At 52.3% G+C, this 17,367-nt stretch carries 17 protein-coding genes, 1 other RNA gene and 1 pseudogene; 1 reads left to right on the top strand and 18 read right to left on the bottom strand.

The features are described 5' to 3' along the window. Nucleotides 1-13 precede the first annotated feature (13 nt). The 10 genes and pseudogenes from murD to rnpB form a co-directional block, all read right to left on the bottom strand. Entirely contained in the window at nucleotides 14-1,396 is a 1,383-nt protein-coding gene (murD, locus tag THEVEDRAFT_RS04315) for a UDP-N-acetylmuramoyl-L-alanine--D-glutamate ligase (RefSeq protein ID WP_040825721.1), read from the bottom strand. A 5-nt stretch (nucleotides 1,397-1,401) separates the two neighbouring features. After that, nucleotides 1,402-2,271, bottom strand: a complete 870-nt coding sequence (gene mraY, locus THEVEDRAFT_RS04310; RefSeq protein ID WP_245522757.1) for a phospho-N-acetylmuramoyl-pentapeptide-transferase — start codon at nucleotides 2,269-2,271, stop codon at nucleotides 1,402-1,404. Nucleotides 2,272-2,393: 122 nt separating this feature from the next. Continuing rightward, nucleotides 2,394-3,713, bottom strand: coding sequence for a UDP-N-acetylmuramoyl-tripeptide--D-alanyl-D-alanine ligase (locus tag THEVEDRAFT_RS04305; RefSeq protein WP_245522737.1), 1,320 nt, complete (start codon nucleotides 3,711-3,713; stop codon nucleotides 2,394-2,396). A 165-nt stretch (nucleotides 3,714-3,878) separates the two neighbouring features. Next, the gene (locus tag THEVEDRAFT_RS04300) at nucleotides 3,879-5,390 is read right to left on the bottom strand and encodes a UDP-N-acetylmuramoyl-L-alanyl-D-glutamate--2,6-diaminopimelate ligase (RefSeq protein ID WP_245522736.1); all 1,512 of its coding nucleotides are present in this window, start codon (nucleotides 5,388-5,390) and stop codon (nucleotides 3,879-3,881) included. Nucleotides 5,391-5,477: 87 nt separating this feature from the next. Continuing rightward, nucleotides 5,478-6,608: a peptidoglycan D,D-transpeptidase FtsI family protein gene (locus THEVEDRAFT_RS04295; protein WP_245522756.1), complete on the bottom strand. Its 1,131-nt coding sequence runs from the start codon at nucleotides 6,606-6,608 to the stop codon at nucleotides 5,478-5,480. A gap of 90 nt (nucleotides 6,609-6,698) precedes the next feature. Further along, a pseudogene (locus THEVEDRAFT_RS09855) lies at nucleotides 6,699-7,163 on the bottom strand (peptidoglycan D,D-transpeptidase FtsI family protein); the annotation flags it as partial. Continuing rightward, nucleotides 7,150-7,575, bottom strand: coding sequence for a hypothetical protein (locus tag THEVEDRAFT_RS04290; protein WP_006583488.1), 426 nt, complete (start codon nucleotides 7,573-7,575; stop codon nucleotides 7,150-7,152). The pseudogene THEVEDRAFT_RS09855 and the gene THEVEDRAFT_RS04290, both read right to left, overlap by 14 nt. A gap of 47 nt (nucleotides 7,576-7,622) precedes the next feature. Beyond that, a complete protein-coding gene (gene rsmH, locus THEVEDRAFT_RS04285; RefSeq protein ID WP_006583487.1) occupies nucleotides 7,623-8,525 on the bottom strand; it encodes a 16S rRNA (cytosine(1402)-N(4))-methyltransferase RsmH in 903 nt (300 codons plus the stop codon). Next, complete coding sequence (mraZ, locus tag THEVEDRAFT_RS04280; RefSeq protein ID WP_245522735.1) at nucleotides 8,525-8,944, bottom strand: division/cell wall cluster transcriptional repressor MraZ; 420 nt, start codon at nucleotides 8,942-8,944, stop codon at nucleotides 8,525-8,527. Before mraZ ends, rsmH begins: the two co-directional genes overlap by 1 nt. Nucleotides 8,945-9,092: 148 nt before the next feature. Then, nucleotides 9,093-9,427, bottom strand: an RNA gene (gene rnpB / locus THEVEDRAFT_RS09260) — RNase P RNA component class A. A gap of 156 nt (nucleotides 9,428-9,583) precedes the next feature. On the opposite strand from rnpB, the gene THEVEDRAFT_RS04275 reads away from it, so the two are divergent. Beyond that, the gene (locus tag THEVEDRAFT_RS04275; RefSeq protein ID WP_006583485.1) at nucleotides 9,584-10,402 is read left to right on the top strand and encodes a CheR family methyltransferase; all 819 of its coding nucleotides are present in this window, start codon (nucleotides 9,584-9,586) and stop codon (nucleotides 10,400-10,402) included. Here the strand turns inward: THEVEDRAFT_RS04275 and THEVEDRAFT_RS04270 are convergent. The 8 genes from THEVEDRAFT_RS04270 to THEVEDRAFT_RS04235 all read right to left on the bottom strand — a co-directional run bounded on the left by THEVEDRAFT_RS04270 (nucleotide 10,384) and on the right by THEVEDRAFT_RS04235 (nucleotide 17,328). Then, nucleotides 10,384-10,905, bottom strand: a complete 522-nt coding sequence (locus tag THEVEDRAFT_RS04270) for a gamma carbonic anhydrase family protein (protein WP_006583484.1) — start codon at nucleotides 10,903-10,905, stop codon at nucleotides 10,384-10,386. The genes THEVEDRAFT_RS04275 and THEVEDRAFT_RS04270 overlap by 19 nt on opposite strands. Nucleotides 10,906-10,980: 75 nt before the next feature. After that, nucleotides 10,981-11,607 (bottom strand): V-type ATP synthase subunit D, encoded by a 627-nt coding sequence (locus THEVEDRAFT_RS04265; RefSeq protein ID WP_006583483.1) that lies wholly within the window; start codon nucleotides 11,605-11,607, stop codon nucleotides 10,981-10,983. 12 nt (nucleotides 11,608-11,619) lie between these two features. Next, nucleotides 11,620-13,038: a V-type ATP synthase subunit B gene (locus THEVEDRAFT_RS04260; protein ID WP_006583482.1), complete on the bottom strand. Its 1,419-nt coding sequence runs from the start codon at nucleotides 13,036-13,038 to the stop codon at nucleotides 11,620-11,622. Next, on the bottom strand, nucleotides 13,028-14,821 hold the full coding sequence (locus THEVEDRAFT_RS04255) for a V-type ATP synthase subunit A (RefSeq protein ID WP_006583481.1): 1,794 nt from the start codon (nucleotides 14,819-14,821) through the stop codon (nucleotides 13,028-13,030). Before THEVEDRAFT_RS04255 ends, THEVEDRAFT_RS04260 begins: the two co-directional genes overlap by 11 nt. A 35-nt stretch (nucleotides 14,822-14,856) precedes the next feature. Next, nucleotides 14,857-15,201 (bottom strand): V-type ATP synthase subunit F, encoded by a 345-nt coding sequence (locus THEVEDRAFT_RS04250; RefSeq protein ID WP_006583480.1) that lies wholly within the window; start codon nucleotides 15,199-15,201, stop codon nucleotides 14,857-14,859. Further along, on the bottom strand, nucleotides 15,188-16,201 hold the full coding sequence (locus THEVEDRAFT_RS04245; protein ID WP_006583479.1) for a V-type ATPase subunit: 1,014 nt from the start codon (nucleotides 16,199-16,201) through the stop codon (nucleotides 15,188-15,190). Before THEVEDRAFT_RS04245 ends, THEVEDRAFT_RS04250 begins: the two co-directional genes overlap by 14 nt. A gap of 16 nt (nucleotides 16,202-16,217) precedes the next feature. Beyond that, nucleotides 16,218-16,805, bottom strand: coding sequence for a V-type ATP synthase subunit E (locus tag THEVEDRAFT_RS04240; RefSeq protein ID WP_006583478.1), 588 nt, complete (start codon nucleotides 16,803-16,805; stop codon nucleotides 16,218-16,220). A gap of 19 nt (nucleotides 16,806-16,824) precedes the next feature. Continuing rightward, nucleotides 16,825-17,328: a V-type ATP synthase subunit K gene (locus THEVEDRAFT_RS04235; protein WP_006583477.1), complete on the bottom strand. Its 504-nt coding sequence runs from the start codon at nucleotides 17,326-17,328 to the stop codon at nucleotides 16,825-16,827. Nucleotides 17,329-17,367 lie beyond the last annotated feature (39 nt).

Here is a 17,367-nt window from a genome sequence, read left to right as displayed (position 1 = left end):
CCTCAAAAGCCCTTTAGTTTAAGCTAGCAAGGGAGGCCACTAAACGTTTAAAGTGATCTCCACGCTCTTTATAGCTTGAATACTGGTCCCAGCTTGTGCATGCGGGAGACAGGAGCACCATGTCATTGGGCCTTGCTAACTCATAGGCCTTATTTACAGCATCGTTTAGATCATTGACATATACCCAATTAGAAAACCCCGCCTTTGAGAGGGCAGCCCCGATAGCCATCCCCTCTTCCCCATATAAAACCGCGTGGTAACACTCCTCCAATACCGCCCTGGCAAGCAGTTCATAAGTTTCCCCCTTGCCGCGGCCTCCAAGGAGTATTATCTTCCTTCCATTGCCAGGACACTTTAAGCTCTTTAAGGCAGTGACAGTGGCAGCAACGTTGGTACCCTTAGAATCGTCCACGAAGATAACTCCATTCACTACTCCTGCGAGCTCACAACGGTGAGGCGGTGCTTTAAAACCGGCTATATTAACCTCCTCTCCAGAGACAGGGCGACGAAGGAACATAGCTGCAGACGCCAATGCCATGGCGGCATTCTCGAGGTTATGTTTACCCAGCAGCTTTACCTCTTCAAATCGGAAAAGCCTTATAGGCTGGCCATCGAGGATCATCCTGGCCTCCTTGGCATCATCATCCAAACATACGTCCTGTTCCCCTAGGGCATGACCCCATGTCAAGGTTAACACCTTATGAGATAACCCCGAGGCTCCCAAGATGTTCGCATCCGAGCGTTGTATAATAGAGAAACCAGAAAGCATAGTCCTCTCCATAGCCCTTTTCTTGGATGCCACGTAATTTTCGAATGATCCATGCCAGTCAATGTGATCAGGCGCTATGTTGGTCACAACACTGCCCACAAAGGTGGCACTAGAGCACCAAAAGAGCTGAAAACTGCTCACCTCCGCAACAACCACCTGGGAGTCAGAAAAGCATACGGGGACCAGGGCGATCGGGTTACCAATGTTCCCCGCAGTAACCACCTTAAGTCCCAAAGAGGAAAAGAAGTGCCCCAACATCCCCGTGGTAGTGGTCTTGCCGTTACTCCCTGTTACAGCAATAACCGGTACGTCCAAAAAGGGAGCCACAAAATCCAGCTCTCCAACAACAGGTATCCCCTTATCTCTAGCAAGGGAAAGCACCGGCGATGTTGGAGCTATTCCGGAACTTAACACCAGAGCATCTGCCTCAAAAAGCCTCTCCGTGTGCCCCTCCTCCTCAAAGGCTATGCCCATGGCTTTCATATCCGAGAGCCGATCATCCTTGATCTTGGCAGCGTCCGATACGAAAACCCTTGCTCCCGCCTCCTTGGCGAGCCTTGCCAAGGCAACACCGCTAAGCCCGCCCCCTATTATCGTTACAGCCTTTCCAGTCCAATCGCGAAGCAAATTTTTCAACCTAACATGCCCTCCCCAAAAACAGCGGCGATCATAACCAAAGCCACCATCCCGAACACATGAACCAACCAAAACCTAGTCACTATCCTGGTCTCTGGCCACCCAATCAGCTCAAAGTGATGATGAATAGGACTCATCCTGAAGACCTTACGCCCAAATTTTCTTATTGCTAATATCTGAATTGCCACGGAAAGGATTTCAACCCCAAATAGGAAACCCATGGGGAACACAAGCCAGAGCCTGCCGGATATAACACCCAGCACCAAGAGAGACCCGGCAAGGAAGTGAGCACCACCATCTCCCATAAAAACCCTGGCAGGATGAGAATTGTGCCAAAGAAAGGCCAGGCAAACCGCCAGCAATGCAGCCACAAAAGCAAGCCCCATGGGATTATCAACCAGAAAAGGGATAAAACCCAGCACAGATATGGCCATAGCCCCCGCCGCAAGGCCATCCAAACCATCGGTAACGTTCACCGCGTTTTGAAGACCTACGCTCAAAAAGAGAAGCAATGGTATCGCAAAATATCCCGCAACCCTCATTCCAGACCAAAGGCTGATCCCCTCACCCATGGATACCCATACACACCAAGGCATGGACAAAGCCACCTGAAGCCCAAGTTTTTGAAGGCTGCTAAGGCCATCTCCAGACCCTTTAACCACCTTAGCATGGTCATCCAGATAACCAACCACCGAAGCCAGAAGCGGGAGGGAAAACAACTTCAAAGTATCACTCCCACAAAATGGCAAAACAACGACTATACAGAGTGGGAACACAACCCCGCCCATGGATGGAGTGCCCACCTTTACCGCATGCCCCTCTGGACCGTATTCCTTGACGTTTTGCTTTATTTTAAACTGGGCCATAAACCGCACCCAGCCTTCTTGTGCCAACACCTGAGATAGGAAAGTCAAGACAAAGATCCACATGGGGGCTAATTTAATAGCATCATCAAAAGACAATATACCGCCACCCTTCATCACAAAAGCTATCTGGACTTAACCTTAACAAATCCATCAAGGCCATATCCCCTAGATCCCTTGATCAAGGTTAAGGTCCCATCTCCCATGTCAAGGGGAAGTTCTAAAACGTCCTCCAAGCTATTCACCCAAATTGCACTGTCAGGGAGAGCACACTTTGACCATTCCCTACCAACAAATACCACCTTATCCAGCTCTTTCAACCCCCGCAGCTTATCCACCATCAAGGCATGCCAGTGATCGGATTCCGCTCCCAGCTCCAACATGCCCCCTAAGATCGCTTGCGGTCGGAGATTGGCCTTTTGCGCAAGATCCATCAAGTTATCTATGGCGGCACTCATGGACGCTGGGTTTGCGTTATAGGATTCGTTAATCATCCACCCTCCGCCGCTCGTCCTAATCACATCGCCTCTTCCCGAGAATGGAGTTAACGAGCTGGCTAAATTTACAAAAGAGTCCTCCCCCCTGTTTCGCTTTGCCATGAGCCAAGCGAAGGCTAGAGAGTAGGCATTGTGAAGAAGCCACAATCCGGAGGATATTTCCACTCTTTCCCCACCATAGGAGACCACCATGAAGAGCCTAGGGCCATCACAAGACCACAGGATCTCACGATGTTCAATCCTCACGTCTCCCCTACTGGTCCCAACAGACACTACCTCCAAGCCATTCCCATCACCTATACCGCTACTAAAGGCATTCCACAGGAGGTCGTTATCGGCGTTATAAGACAAAAATTCCCCCCTCGGGGACTCCAATATCTCCAGTTTAGCCCTTAAAACTCCCTCAAGGCTTCCCAACCCCTCCAGATGGGCAGGGCGAACCTCCGTTATTATCATGTCGTTAGGCGGGAACACGTTCACCAGGGATGATATCTCACCGAAACTGCTGGTTCCGTACTCTAAGACAAGGAACCTGCAATCCCTAGGCATGGATAAAACGGTGAGAGATGCCCCTATCATCGTGTTGTAACTCTTAGGGGCACTATGAGCAGGCCCTATACCCTTCATGGCGGCCAACATGACCTCTCTGGTAGTGGTCTTACCGACTGATCCAGTAATCCCTATAACCCTTGGAGAGACCCTGTCCAGCCACTCCCTGGCTGCCAGAGCCAAGGTTTTCTCTGTATCATCAACCGCTACGATGCTGCACCCCATAGGGGCTTTTACTATATCCAGCTTAGACCGTTTTACCAAAGCACAAGACGCCCCACTCTTGAACGCCTGAGACACGTACTTGTGCCCGTCAGTCCTATTGCCCTCAATGGCAACGAACAAATCTCCACTTTTTACATCCCTGCTATCAATCGAAATGCCCCTTGGCAAGGACACATCAGGGCCTATCAGAGTTCCAGCAGATAACCTCGCTATATCCCCAAGGGTAAGAAAATCCCCACCGGACATAAATATCAAATCCCCTGTCTTTATGAAAATTTTAACTTAAATACAAACAGACACCCCTTGGCACCTTGGGATGGCATACAAAACATCCTTCACCTAGACATCCCACTCTAGGGGACCAAAACGCTCCCTTCCCCAGGTTATCAACTCTAAACGGTCTTCGAAGGGCTCTTTGCGATCTGCAAATATAAGGAACCGTTCCGGTCCCTTACCCGTTATAGCCACCAAATCTCCAGGGGCAGCGTTATCCATCGCAAACCTTATGGCCTCAGAGCGGTTTATTATAACCCAATGGGCAAACCCGTCCTTTGGTTTCACCATTCCCGACTCTATCTGCCGGGCTATATCCTCTGGATCCTCGCTCCTTGGATTGTCCATCGTTATAACCACCCTGTCCGCCAAAGAAGAGGCAACCGCTCCTAGTTTAGGCCTATGCTCCCTGCTTCTCTCCCCCCCATGGCCAAATACTGCCCATAGCTTTCCGGCACAGACCTTTTTAAGGGCTGTCAACACCTTCTCCAGCCCATCTGGCGTATGGGCATAATCGATCACCGCCACCACGTTGTTAGGGAATCGGTAAGTCTCCAGCCTACCTGGAACCTGGGGCATCGAGGTAATACCTCTCCTTATGGAAGAGGCGTCTATACCCAGGGAAGCACAAAGAGCAATGGCTCCCATGGCGTTCTGAGCGTTATATTCACCTATCAGGGGAACAGGAAGCTTATCAATGAACATCTGACATTGGGGATCGAACACGTCCAGAGTCATGCCATCAAGACCATAGGATACGACCCTGCCACACCAAACACCCTTGATAGGGGGTTCGTTTACACCTATAACCGCATATCCATTCATGTTTCCGCCGTACTCTTCCAGCAGCCTCTTACCCCATGTATCATACGCGTTTGAAGCCCCAACCCAGCCATCTTTCATATAACAATCAAACAGTTTTCGTTTTGCATGAAAATAAGAATCCAGGCTACCATGGAAGTCCAGGTGTTCAGGGGTAAGGTTCGTAAAAACCGCCCCGTCAAAAAGGCACCCTTCCAGCCTTCCCTGCTCCAATCCATGAGAAGAGGCCTCCATGACACAGGCATGGCAGCCGTTGTCCCTCATCCTCTTAAGGAACATCTGAATGCCGCTGCCCTCTGGGGTTGTCCTATCAGCATACTCAAACGATATGCCATCGCAGTAAAATATAGTCCCCAAAAGGCCGGTTTTCATGCCCGACTTATCGAATATTGACCTTATCATGTACGTGGTGGTGGTTTTGCCGTTGGTACCTGTCACTCCCACCATCTTAAGCTGCTTAGAGGGCCAACCGTACAACACAGCCCCCAACCTACCCATGAAAGACCTTGGGTTTGAAGAGACCACTTGAGGGACCTGGATGTCGTCAATGGGGTTTTGCACGCATAACGCAACCGCCCCCGACCTTACCGCATCCCTCGCAAAGCTGTGCCCGTCATACCTGCTTCCCTTAACACACACGAAGATAGATCCATCTCTTACGCTATAGGTATCCGATGCAACATCACATACCTCTCTATCCAAGGTGGACTCATCTCTTACAATCACAGATACAAAATCCGGCTCTTGGCTAATCAAGTTCAAAAACTCTCTAAGCTTCAACATGCATCACCTGCCCGGGATTATTTCAGTATGTTTTTCTTTTAACCGATGGATGGAGCATCCTCAGTCCTTGCCAACTCTAGGCAGAAGGGATATCGCCTCCACTATATTCTTAAAGACCGGCGCTGCAAGTTCTCCGCCGTAGAATCGGCCTCCCTTGGGCTCTCCTATGACCACTAGCAAGACGTATCTGGGCTTCTTATAAGGCCAAAAACCGACGAAAGAGGCCACATAACGTCCCTTGGTATAGGTACCCCCTGAGGCCACCTGGGCGGTCCCAGTCTTCCCTGCCACCTCCTCAAGGGGGGTGTCTGCCTCCTTGCCAGTACCTGTTTTAACCACCTCTCTCATGCTATCCCTAAGGTATGAGGCAATCCCTGGGGAAAAAACAGCGGACTTCGGAGTCCTCTTACCTCTGTATATCACGTTTCCTTTGTCATCCCTAACCTCTCTTACCACATATGGCTTTAGCAGGTGCCCTCCGTTCGCAATAGCGGCTATGGCAGAAACCAGCTGAATAGGGGTAACTCCCACCCCCTGCCCTATTGCAACGTTAGCAGGAACTACCCCTAACCATCTCTCGGGGGGCTGCATGAGCCCCGCTTCCTCACCGGCCAAATCTATCCCGGTCCTCTGACCGAATCCCAAAGACCTAAGACCCTGATAGAAGCGAAAAACGTGAAACCTAACACCTATCAACGCCATCCCAACGTTACAGGAGTTAACAAGTATCTTCTTGGGGTCCTCTACGCCGTGCCCACCCTTCTTGACATCCCTTATAATGTGGTCAGCGATTCTCACACTACCTGAACAGGAAAACCTGTCAGATCCGCTCACCAATCCCTCCTCCATGGCAAGTCCCATGACCAGAGGCTTAAACGTGGAACCAGGCTCATAGACCCTGGCCACCACGTTATTGCGCAATGCTTCCTGGTTGGAAAACGAGCCCCTATCATTGGGATTAAAGGTTGGGTAACTGGCCAAACCAAGGATTGATCCGTCGTTAGGATTCAAACAAACCGCGGCCCCCCAGGCAGCACTAGCCTCTTGAACTCCCACGGTCAGGTTTTCCTCCAAGATCTGCTGTATCCTAGAATCTATCGAAAGATAGATATTCCCAGCCCCTACGTAGTTTTCATCAGAGCTGTTGCCCACTATATCAAGAAGCTTACCCTTGGCATCTCGGGCAAGCAATCTGGTCTGTTGCGGAGAAAACAAAACGTTGTTCCAAGCCCTTTCTATCCCCGCCAACCCGTTGTCATCCAGATCGCAGAAGCCTAAAACGTGAGCTCCAAGATGCCCATGAGGGTATACCCTGGCGCTCTCTCTTATGGAAAAAAGCCCAGGAATGTCCCTTGCCAGATAAGTTTGGGCAAGGGATTGATCGACCTTCCGGCGAACCCACACAAACCTCCCTTGGAGGGGCTTCTGGAAACGGAGAAGCTCCTTTTGATCCAGCAGCCCACGAAGCATAACGGCGTTTGAGGGATTCCAATAGAGGGGATCTATAAAGAAACTCTCCGCGGGGACGGAAAGAGCTAGCGGGATACCATTTCTATCAAATATCCCTCCCCTGGAAGTGCTTATTGGTACTTGCGCCCAATACTGCTTAGAAGCCTGAGATGATACCCTAGGATCTGGGAACAGGTGAACCCTAACAAGGTTAATTCCAATCACTAGAAAGGCGGCCGCCAGCGCTATCCACTGGCTTTGCCGCCTGGTGTATCCAGATCTGCTACTCTTTGGCATGGGCTGCTCCCGCCATATCGAATAAGGCTGGAGGTACTATGGGCCTCCTCGCGGTTTTACCTTCCCTTGTGTCCAAAGAGTCTTGCAGACCTTTTCCTGCAACCCAAGATTCTCCTGCCCCCCCTGCAATCCTTATGGTTTGGAAGGAGCTACGAGGCTTCATCCCAAATTTATTTTTAGCGTTGACGTATATCCTCTCGGGAGAAAGCATGGATGCCATTTTTATCTCCAGCTGCACCTTCCTGCTCATTTCAAACTCTATCTTAGAGTTTATGTCAGACAACCGGTATTCTAAGTAAAGGGAATAAAGCCTGACTCCTCCAAGGAATACCGCAAAAAACGCCATTACCATCACAGCGAAAAGGCATGATGGACTAATCCTATGGGGGCTTTCATGTCTGGGAAGGGACACGCTGGACGCCTCCTCTCATCACGTTAACAATCTACCAATCCAACACCTCAAGGCGTAAACAAGAAACCCCTCACCTTTGCACTCCTAGACCTACGGTTAAGCTCCAGTTCCTCCTCCGACGGCACCAGGGGGCGTGAGGTCATGGGTTTGCCAAGCCCCGCTTCTGCCCAGCTCCTCATGTTCCTCTTAACCATCCTGTCCTCCAGAGAATGGTAGGTTATAAAAATCACCTTGCCACCTCTTCTTGTTATCTGGGGTAGCTCATCGAGGAGGTCCTCAAGGGCTCCCATCTCATCATTCACCTGAATCCTTAAGGCCTGGAATATACGTCTAGCTGGATGCCCCCGCATCTTTCTCTGGGCTGGAGCTGGGACGGCAGACCTTATCACCTCCACAAGCTCCTCACAGGTCATTATGGGACCGTCCTTCTCCCTACGCCGGCATATAGCTCTGGCCACTTGGAAAGCGAAGGGATCCTCCCCATACCGTCTAAACAACATGGTAAGCTCCGCAGGGGACCATGTATTTACAATATCGGCCGCGGTAAGGGAAGAACAAACCCTCCCCATGTCCATACGCATGTCAAGGGGTCCGTTGTAATTAAAGGAAAAGCCCCTCTCTGGGGAATCGACCTGAAGCGAAGATATGCCCAGGTCAAACAGAAACACTTGTGCGCTATCAAAGCCCGCATCAGAAAGTATGGATCTTATATCCCTGAAGTTACCCAAAGCAAAATAAACCCTATCCTTGAAAGCAGACAGCCTATCCTTGGCTATAGCTAATATGGATTCATCCTGATCTATGCCAATCAAGAAAGCGTTAGGGCAGTTCTCCAATATGGCCATCGAATGCCCCCCTGCCCCCAGGGTTCCGTCCACCACAAGCTCAACATCCTCAAAGGGGCTAAGCATATGGAGCACCTCATTCAACATGACCGGAACGTGTACCATCAAAGCCCCCCAACCCCTTCCATGATGGCAGGAAGTTCGGAGATTATCTGCAACCTCCTTGCCTCCCATAACTCCTTATCCCAAATCTCCACGTGATCCCCAACCCCTATGACGGATATCTCCCTATTCAGAGAAGCATGCTCCCTCAGAAAGGGCGGGATAAGCACCCGCCCCATCGAGTCCACATCTATTTCCACTGCAGAAGCCATGAGAAGCCGTTTGACATCCCTGCAGCCCGCCCTGGCGGACGAGAGGGCGCTAAGCTTTTCAAAAAATGACCTCCAACCCGGAAGCCCGTATATGGATACGCAGGAATCTATTCCCACCGTGGCCACGAGACGATCTCCCAGCTCATCCCTGAACCTGGATGGGAGCACAAGGCGCCCCTTTGAATCCATCCGATGATCATAGGTTCCCACTAACAAGCCACGATCATCCCCCTTAAACCACTTACTACCACTTTTTACCACCAAAGGCCAAACAAATAAAGACAAGGCCCAAAACCATTATGAGGCTTTGGACCCATTTGATATAATACGTTAGATGCAGGAAACCCTGAGCAGGTCCTTGGGGAGCACCCCGTAAGCCGGGTTTTGTCTAAGTCCAGTCATTTCTCTGACGCACTCCTTGCGGAGGCGCTCAAGCGGCCGTACCCGGGGGTCCGCGGGCCACGTCATCCCCCCCTATTCGGCCTTGCTCCGGATGGGGCTTGCCAAGCCCGACGGTCACCCGCCGGCTGGTGGGCTCTTACCCCGCCTTTTCACCCTTACCTCACACAAGAGGCGGTATATTTTCTGTGGCGCTATCCTTGAGCTCGCGCTCACTGGAATTTCTCCAGCATCCTGCCCTACGGAGCCCGGACTTTCCTCTACCTAAAAGGCAGCGACTGGATGTGGTACTCCCCAAGCCCAGAAAGTTTATTACACATTACATCGAATGTCCATAGATGCTGCCAGATTTTATTGTGATATGACAAATAATGTCCTGTTGCTACACAACCTCTTGCTAAGTACAATATGCCCAATGGAGGCTATAAAGCATACCACCAAAGAAAGGGGTTGTTCGCCATATCCATTGACGAAAGACCTTATCCTGCCCCCCCAGAATATGAAACCTTCAAGAAGAAAGTTCAAGACCTAACCGGTGTGGACCTTAACGCCTACAAGTACCAAATACACCGGCGGGTGCACATGCTTATGCAGCGATGGGGCGTGAAATCGTACGACGAATACTTCAACATGATGGCCTCCAAAGAAGAGAAACTAAGGGAGTTCTTGGACTACCTCACCATAAACGTGTCGGAGTTTTTCAGGAACCCCGCCAGGTGGTGGGATCTAAGAGACAAGGTCATCCCATCGATATTCAAGGAGACGGGGCAGAAAAAGGTGAAGCTATGGAGCGCCGGCTGCGCCACAGGGGAGGAACCCTACTCTCTAGCGATTCTTGCAATCGAGACCGGGGTAATGAACGCTCAGCCGGTATTAGCTAGCGACATAGATAGAGGTGCTATAGCCATAGCCCAAAAGGGCATTTATCAAAAGAGGCAGCTACTTAACGCTCCTACTGATTGGCTTAAAAAGTACTTCACGGAAATAGACTCAAACACGGTTCAGGTGAAACAGGAAGTAAAAGACCGGGTGGTTTTCAAGCAACAAAACCTCATAAAGGATCCGTTCGACAAGAACTTCGACGTGATCCTGTGCAGAAACGTGGTCATATATTTCTCCCCAGAGACGAAGAGCCTCCTTTACAGGAAGTTCTTTGAGGCCCTTCGCCCTGGCGGATATCTCATGACAGGATCTACTGAGCAGATATTCGACTACAAAAACATAGGGTTTGAATCCGCAGGTCCCTTCCTCTACCGCAGACCCTTGTAACGAGAAGATAGTTCGACGTAAGAGGAGGACAGGAACGCCAGTTTTTCCCTGTCCTTCTCCCTTACCTCCCTTACAACTTTGCCTGGAATGCCCATTACCACACTCCCCGGCGGTATGTTAACCCCCTCTGGGACTATGGCTCCGGCGGCTATTACGGAACCTTCCCCTATAACCGCACCATCTAGAACGGTGGCCCGCATGGCTATAAGGCAACCTCTCTTTATGGTACAACCGTGAAGTATGGCACCGTGGCCGACGGTCACGTCCTCTTCTACAACCACAGGTAGCTGGTCGGTAACGTGAACTATACAACCGTCCTGTATGTTAGACCTATCCCCTATCTCTATCCGGTTGAGGTCACCTCTCAAAACAGCATGATGCCAAACACTTGCTCCCTTGCCTACCTTAACCTTACCTATCAGGCAAGCTGTTGGAGCCACAAAGGCATCCTCATGAACCTCTGGCATTATACCCTCAAAGGGCAACAGATTCTCAGCGATCATCACCATATACCTCCATAAAGCTCACGGGCGTGTCTTGGAGAGATAGCCCTCCGAGACACGCCCAACACATGGTCCTTAATGTGATCTGACTATCTCCTTAATACGCATAAGCCGCCCCAGGGTAGCCCTCTCCATCTCATCCAACTTCATGGATATGTTCTTTATGGTCTCTATGAAGCTGGGGATCAGGACGTACTCCAGTGCGTTTACCCGCCGCCTGGTCTTTTCTATCTCCTTGGCCATAAGCCGCAAAGCCTTTTCCTCCGCAGCCAATCGGACCAGTTTAGGCAGCAGGGACTCGAACTTCTCCAGGGTAACATCCAAGCTCCCAGAAGAGGTTAGAAGACCGTAGGTAAGCCCCACCGCCCGCTCAGAGAGAGTGTATAGCGGTATGCTAACGCTCATAACGTTCTTCCTCTTCTCTTCAACCCCCAGCCCACCACTGGATAGCAAAAGGGCTTGCTCCAACAAGGACGGAAGGGATTGAGACCTTGCCAAGAGAAAGCTCTGGTAGCAAACCCTTAGCTCCCCCTCAACCTCCTCCCGGAGGTTTTTGAGATCCCTCGCCCTCTGAAGGAACTCCTTTATAAGGGCATCCTGTTTATCCTTAAGCAACTTATGTCCCCTTTTGGCCACCACCAGGCGTTTTTTCAGCCTGGAAAGCTCCATCCGGTTGGGGTTTACGTTTAAAGCCTTGGCCATGGGAAGGCCCCCTTAAACTCCCTGCCCAACTTGCTCTTTCTTTCCCTTTTCCGCAAGTATTGGGTTCAGGTACTTCTCAATATAAGCGTCTCTGACTCGCTTCAACTCCTTGACCGGTATCATGGACAGGAGATCCCAACCAAGGGCAAGGGTTTCCTCTATGGTCCTGTTCTCATACTCACCCTGTCTCACGTACCTGTCTTCAAAGGCATCAGCGAACTTGGCAAAGGCCTTGTCCTCGTCAGTAAGGGCTCCTTCGCCGAGTATGACCGCCAGCTCCTTGGCCTCCTTACCCCTTGCATAGGCGGCGAAAAGCTGGTTCATCAGGTCCGCATGATCCTCGCGGGTCTTGCCCTTGCCTATACCCTTGTCCTTAAGACGGGAAAGGGACGGCATCACGTCCACAGGGGGGTATATGCCCTTCCGATGCAACCCCCGGCTCAAGATTATCTGGCCTTCAGTTATGTACCCGGTTAGGTCCGGTATCGGGTGGGTCTTATCATCTTCAGGCATGGTGAGTATCGGAAGCTGAGTTATCGACCCAGCCTTACCGCGGAGACGGCCCGCCCTCTCGTACATGGTGGCAAGGTCTGTATAGAGATATCCAGGGTAACCTCTCCGACCCGGGACCTCTTTACGAGCCGCTGATATCTCTCTCAGAGCCTCGCAATAGTTGGTCAAGTCCGTAAGGATGACCAGCACGTGCATGTTCTTCTCAAATGCCAGGTACTCCGCACACGTGAGAGCTAGACGGGGAGTGGTTATTCGCTCTATGGCCGGGTCGTCCGCCAGGTTGACGAACATAACCGTTCTCTCGATGGCTCCGGTCTTCCGGAAGTCATCCATGAAGAACGTGGCCTCTTCAAAGGTTATGCCCATCGCGGCGAAGACCACCGCGAACGCCTCATGACCGCTGATAACCGTGGCCTGACGGGCTATCTGGGCGGCCATCCGGTTGTGGGGAAGCCCACTGCCAGAGAATATCGGGAGCTTCTGACCCCTAACCAGGGGGTTCATCCCGTCTATAGTAGATATGCCGGTCTGAATAAACTCAGAGGGATAGTCCCTGGAATAGGGGTTCATGGGAAACCCGTTTATGTCCAAGGATGCCTCTGGGATTATAGGGGCTCCTCCATCTATGGGCTCACCACGACCATTGAATATCCGGCCCAACATCTGGCCACTCACTGGAAGCGTAAGGACCTTACCGAGGAACCTAACCTTGGTGCTCTCCGTATCAATACCAGTGGTTCCCTCGAAGACCTGAACCAGGGCTTTGTCAGTGGTTATCTCCAAGACCCTTCCACGGCGCTTTTCACCATTGGCCAGGGATATCTCAACTAGCTCGTCGTACCGGACATCCTGGACCTTCTCCACCACCAACAGAGGTCCAGAGAGGTCGGAGATTGTGCGATACTCCTTAGGCAACATCCTCATCACCTCCATTGGCGGTAAGCTGCCCCAATACTTCCTTTATCCTATCCTCCAGCTCGTCCAGCTTAGCAAGCTCCTTCTCGTCCAGATACCTCATCCTGGCGATCTCCTCCCTTATCGGGAGCTCTAACACGTCCTTTAGAAGGGCTCCCCGCCTTAACACCTCCATGGCAAGGTGATGGAAGGTCAGGATGTTCCTCAACATCTTGAACTGCTTATCCATCGAGGCATAGGTATCTATCTCGTGGAAGGCATTCTGATGGAGGAAGTCCTCCCTCAGTGACTTAGCAGTCTCCAAGGTCATGCGTTCCTCTTTCGAGAGGGAATCTATGCCGACGAGCCTCACGATCTCCTTTAGGCGATCCTCGTCCTCCAGTATGCCCATGGCCTCGGTCCTGTAGGAGCTCCACTCTCCATCGTAGAGGTTGTCCCAATACTCTCCAAGCTTTTCGGCGTACAAGGAGTAACTGGTAAGCCAGTTTATCGCGGGGAAATGCCGCTGATATGCCAAGTTAGCATCAAGCCCCCAGAACACCTTGGTAACCCGGAGGGTGTTCTGCGTAACTGGTTCTGATAGGTCACCGCCAGGAGGAGAGACTGCGCCTATTATGGACACTGCCCCTTCCCTTCCGTCGTTGCCAAGGCATATGGCCCTGCCCGCCCTCTCGTAGAAGGATGCAAGCCGTGTACCCAAGTACGCCGGATAGCCTTCCTCGCCTGGCATTTCCTCCAAGCGCCCTGATATCTCACGAAGGGCCTCTGCCCAACGGCTGGTGGAATCCGCCATGAGGGCCACCGAGTACCCCATATCCCTGTAATACTCCGCTATGGTTATGCCGGTGTATATCGAAGCCTCCCGGGCTGCCACCGGCATGTTGGAAGTATTGGCTATGAGCACCGTACGCTTCATCAGAGGCTGTCCGGAGCGTGGGTCCTCAAGCTCGGGGAACTCAAGAAGCACGTCGGTCATCTCGTTGCCACGCTCCCCACAGCCTATGTACACCACTATCTCCGCATCCGCCCACTTGGCGAGCTGGTGCTGAATGACCGTCTTGCCTGATCCGAAGGGGCCGGGAACACAGGCGGTACCGCCCCGAGCTATCGGGAATAGGGTATCCACAACCCTCTGTCCAGTGCTGAGCGGCGTATCCGGAGGAAGACGCTTAGCCACAGGCCTAGGGATTCGGACAGGCCAACGCTGGAGCATCCTTACTTCTACATCCCCATCGTCGGTCCGTATGACCGCAACCACATCTTCCACCGTAAAGTCCCCGGCTTTTATGGAAACCAGCTTCCCCGATACCCCATAGGGGACCAGTATCCGGTGCTCTACCAAGACCGTCTCCTTAACGGTGCCCAAAACATCTCCGGACCCCACCTGGTCGCCCTCTTTAGCCTTGGGCTCGAAGGTCCAACGCTTGCTCCTGCTTATAGCAGGAACCGCTATGCCCCTGGATATATAGGGGCTCTTGGCGACCTCTTCTATGCTGTTAAGCGGGCGCTGAACTCCATCGTAAAACTGCTCAATGAGCCCAGGCCCCAGCTCCACGCTAAGAGGTTCACCAGTGCTGACCACAGGCTCGCCAGGCATAAGCCCAGAGGTCTCCTCGTAGACCTGTATGGAGGCGGTATCACCCTTGAGCTCTATTATCTCGCCCACAAGCCCCATGTTCCCAACCCTTACCACGTCGTACATGCACGCTCCGCCCATGCCGGAGGCCACGACGAGAGGGCCTGATATCTTAGATATATAACCCTTCACGGTCCTCTTCTCAGCCACTAATATCGCCCCCAGAAAAACTTTTTTAAGGTGACCTATTGGACGGCGAATATGTCCATTCCCACCGCTCGTTCGACGCACTTGCGCACCGACTGCATACCAAGGCCCATGGAGCCCCCTATGCCCGGTATAGGTACCACCGTAAGATCTTCGGTATCGTTTATCTCGTCCAAGAAGTCCCGATGGCTCATGTAGACGCGCTCGGTGACGAAGAGGATGGCGAAGCCTCCGGTCCTAAAACGATGAACCGCAGAACGCACTTCCTCATCGTCCGCATCAGGGGAAACCACCACGGCATCCAAGCCTATGGCCTGGAAGGGGAGGACGCTTTCGTAATCCCCTAAGGCCCCTATGCCCTTAAGGTTCCTATGGGTATCCATGGCGCAACAGCCTCCTAACCCTCTCCTTGTCATAGTTGGTCGCCTTGGAGACGAGGATCATCCTTACGTTCTTGACCTCCATCTCCTTACCCCACAAGAAGGCGAGCACGTTCTCCGGAGCATCTATTACATACCTATACCTGTTCCAGTAGGCGGAGAAGTGATCATCCAAGGCCTTCTCAAGAAGCGGCATAGCCTCCTCTAGAGACATCTGATCCCCTATGGCACTGAAGAGCTGGCTGAAAGAGGTACAGTAAAGTACCCGGCTCCACGCGCTAACGGGCTCGCTAAGGAGACTAATGAGGTCCGACCGATCCAGCTTGCCCCCCGGATAGAGGAACGGAAGTACCATCTGGGAGTCGAAACCCATCCTCTTAAGGCGGAATAAGGTCCTCAGGTTTTCCCCGTCAACCTTTTCCTTAACCCAATCCGAAAGGCCCGCAAGAGAGGTCTCTTTCACCACCTCTTCCAGAATTTGGAAGTAGTACCTGTCGAGGAGGGACTCCACATCCATGGGGTCTCCGGTCTGTTCAAAGACGGCGAAACACCCCTGGATCACCTCTCCCAGCCCCAAGGGGAGCATTCTGTAGTCATCGGACTCCACCGCCTCCAATAGGTCGTCCACCGGGACAGACCCCAAGGAGGTCATTAGATCCCACCGCTTCTTGCCACCCCTCTTGCTCAGTATGGCGCTCTTTACAACCACCTTGACGTTATGGATATCGTAGTAGAGCCTGTTAACATCCACCAACGCCACGTCCGGGACGAAACCTCTCACCTCGAGGTACGAATCAAGCAACGCCGACTCCAAGGCCTCGTCGAACCTGTCCGACCTCTGGGAGGACAGGAACTGCCCATAGATGGTGTCGCCCAAAAGCTTGAGAGAACTCTGAACATCATCGCTCTCCACAAGCTTGTTGATGAAAGAGGCATCCAGGAAACGATGTTCCATCGCACGGAGGCGGGCAACTACGTATCCATAAGCCCCCTGGACAGCCATACGCACCACCTCCCAATCAGCGGTCGGCAAAGAGCTGCCTCACCACTTCTGATTCCCGGTCCTCCTGAAAAACCTTGAGCAGCATATCCCACGTGCAGTTGGTAACCACCCTACCCCGCTCAAGGAGAAAACCTCCTTTAACGGACGGATCCCTCTGGGGAGAAAGTTTTAGGGATTTTTGATGCTTTGAGTTAAACTCCTCCAGCCACTGTTCGTTGATGAGATCCTCGGAGGGCCCAACCACAACCGTTTCATCCCCATCTTCCACGGCACTGAGAAGCAGCTTCTCAACCAGTGCCTCCTTCTTGGTCTTGTCCATGGAGGACATGGCCTTAAAGGCCTCATCGAAAACCATAGCGATGAGCCGCCGCTTCGCGTTGAGCATCTCCTTTTCCACATCAAGCCGAGCAACTGCCTCCCGGCGCTTTGAGATCTCCGGGGCCTCCTTGGCGAACTTCTCATCGAAGGAGCGCTTTATCTCCTCCGCCTCGCGCTGGGCCTCCCTGCGTATCTCCTCCGCCTGTTCCCTCGCCCGCCTTAGAATGGCCTCCGCCTGTTCCTTAGCATCGGCCTCTATCTTGGCTTTAATGTCCGCCAAAGCCATATCCGGAACCCTCTTCTCTCTAACCTATTTTGACGCTGTTGAGCAGGATTATGCTCATGAGGAGTGCCAAAACTGCGTAAGTCTCCACCATTGCAGGCAGTATGACCGCCTTACCTATCTCCTCCGGTCTCTTGGATATCATCAGTATGGTAGCGGCTGAAGACTTACCCTGGAAGACCGCGGATAGGTACCCCGCCAAGGCGATGGGGATGCAAGCGGAGAATATGCCAAGCCCCTGCCATATGGTAACGTGAACCGGGGCACCGCCCAAAAGGCCCGCCTTTTGGATGGCGAAGAAGGCGGTCAGAAGACCGTAGATACCCTGGGTGCCCGGCAAGGCCAAGAGGATCAAGGCCAAGCCGAACTTCTTGGGATCCTCGGTCATGATGCCCGCCGCCGCCTCGTTGGCTATCCCTATGCCCTTGGCGGAACCGCAACCGGCCACTCCGGCAGCCAAAGCGGCACCAAACATAGCAAGAACCGGTCCGAGCTGATCAGCCATGGTGGAAATGATGGAATTCATTCTGAACATCCTCCTTCGTCTTGATCAAGTTTTATGAGG

It is taken from the genome of Thermanaerovibrio velox DSM 12556 (assembly GCF_000237825.1).
GTDB lineage: Bacteria > Synergistota > Synergistia > Synergistales > Synergistaceae > Thermanaerovibrio > Thermanaerovibrio velox.
Note: the sequence above shows the minus strand (reverse complement) of the source record. Positions and strands in the feature narration are given on the sequence as shown.

Bases quoted from the DNA above. Each gene is read 5' to 3' on its own strand.
- mraY (WP_245522757.1), bottom strand. From the start codon at position 2,271: ATGGCCCAGTTTAAAATAAAGCAAAACGTCAAGGAATACGGTCCAGAG.
- rsmH (WP_006583487.1), bottom strand. From the start codon at position 8,525: ATGGTACACGTTCCGGTCATGTTGAATGAGGTGCTCCATATGCTTAGC.
- THEVEDRAFT_RS04270 (WP_006583484.1), bottom strand. From the start codon at position 10,905: ATGATCGCTGAGAATCTGTTGCCCTTTGAGGGTATAATGCCAGAGGTT.
- THEVEDRAFT_RS04265 (WP_006583483.1), bottom strand. From the start codon at position 11,607: ATGGCCAAGGCTTTAAACGTAAACCCCAACCGGATGGAGCTTTCCAGG.
- THEVEDRAFT_RS04260 (WP_006583482.1), bottom strand. From the start codon at position 13,038: ATGTTGCCTAAGGAGTATCGCACAATCTCCGACCTCTCTGGACCTCTG.
- THEVEDRAFT_RS04250 (WP_006583480.1), bottom strand. From the start codon at position 15,201: ATGGATACCCATAGGAACCTTAAGGGCATAGGGGCCTTAGGGGATTAC.
- THEVEDRAFT_RS04245 (WP_006583479.1), bottom strand. From the start codon at position 16,201: ATGGCTGTCCAGGGGGCTTATGGATACGTAGTTGCCCGCCTCCGTGCG.
- THEVEDRAFT_RS04240 (WP_006583478.1), bottom strand. From the start codon at position 16,805: ATGGCTTTGGCGGACATTAAAGCCAAGATAGAGGCCGATGCTAAGGAA.
- THEVEDRAFT_RS04235 (WP_006583477.1), bottom strand. From the start codon at position 17,328: ATGAATTCCATCATTTCCACCATGGCTGATCAGCTCGGACCGGTTCTT.